The sequence below is a fragment of the Streptococcus parasanguinis genome, from assembly GCF_001578955.1.
In the GTDB taxonomy this organism is placed as follows: Bacteria; Bacillota; Bacilli; order Lactobacillales; family Streptococcaceae; genus Streptococcus; species Streptococcus parasanguinis_U.
Window position 1 is genome coordinate 739175 of the sequence record NZ_KQ969689.1, and the last position, 1353, is coordinate 740527.

The window sequence follows — 1353 nt, forward strand, 5'->3', positions numbered from 1 at the left end:
TGTTTGCTAGAATTTTCGACTTATGGCTTTAAGGAACTGGATTTTGTAGTCATGCGGGATCGTGAAGACAATCACTACTTGGCGGCCTCTATTGAAAGCATTGATCCTGTTGGGATCCACTCCAGTGACTCTTACCAATTTATGCCAGCGGTCACTCTGACTGACCGGGAGTTTCAAAATCTTCGTGAAGCAGCGATCCACATCAGTCGCTATCTGAAGCTGACAGGAGCCATCTCCATTAAGTTTGCCTTGGATCCGACCAGCTATGCTTTTTATATCTTAGAGGTTAATCCATTTGCTTCAGATAGTATCTCGATGGCCTCTATGGGCTTGGGCTATTCTTTGTTTGAGCAAGGCGTGCAGCTGCAATTGGGGCGCTCGCTCGAGCATTTGCCTCACCCCTTATTACAGGATCTAAAGGCTGTCTATGAACCCAGTCTAGACTATATTTTCTTTAAGATTCCGATCTTTTCAGATGCTGCACAGAATGCTCGTCTCAATACCCAAATTCACTCTTATGGGGCAGTTTATGGATTTGGAAAGAGGATCGATGAAGCTTACCAACAGGCCTTAGAAACCATTAAAGATAAAAAACTGCTGACTGTCTTTCCTGAAGAAATGAGCGATGATGAGTTAATCCAAAAAATAGCTCGTCATATGCCCCATCGGCTCTTCTATATCTTAGAGGCTCTGAAACGTGGTTTTGAGTTTGAGGAACTCTTGGATTTAAGTAAATTAGCACCGATTTATTTGCAGGTCCTTGCCAACCTTGTAGCGATGGAAAAAGCAGCAGAAGTTGCAACAAGTCCAGCATTTCTTCCGGTTGAGCCATCAGCTGGCTTATATGAGGTACAAGCGGGTGCAGCCTATTATCTGACCCAAAATGGAACCAATGAATCATTGGGTTTGGATGCTGCTTGTGTCTTGGTGGATGATCTAGAAATCTGTGATGATCGTTTTTACCAAAAGGTGAGAAAGCAAGTGAAAGAGCTGAAAGAAAAAGGACAACAGGTGATCTTACTCACGAATCGTCCTTTTACAGAATCTTTGGCAGATAAAGTCTATTATCTTACGATCAATGAGACAAGCCTTCATTTGGTTCAGACCATTGATCAAGTCAAAGAAATTGTCAAGCTTTCAAGCATACAATAAAGGATCCGGACAATCTATCCGAATCCTTTTTGTTTCTTATTTTTTGGTCACAATACCGATAATGGTATCAACAGCGCGTTCCATGGTTTGGAGGCTAACGTATTCAAAGCGACCGTGCATATTTTCGCCACCGGCAAAGATGTTTGGTGTCGGAATTCCCATAAAGGAAATTTTAGACCCATCAGTACCACCGCGGATCGG

General features: G+C 42.9%; 1 protein-coding gene and 1 pseudogene. One reads left to right on the forward strand and one right to left on the reverse strand.

What is annotated here, in order from left to right; all coding sequences use genetic code 11:
* Positions 1–1152, forward strand: a 1152-nt coding sequence (locus tag SPADD19_RS03565; RefSeq protein ID WP_061455228.1) for an ATP-binding protein, incomplete at its 5' end; no start/stop codon positions are given.
* Between the two features lie 36 nt (positions 1153–1188).
* On the opposite strand, the pseudogene SPADD19_RS11490 reads toward SPADD19_RS03565, so the two are convergent.
* A pseudogene (locus SPADD19_RS11490) lies at positions 1189–1353 on the reverse strand (peptidase T); the annotation flags it as partial.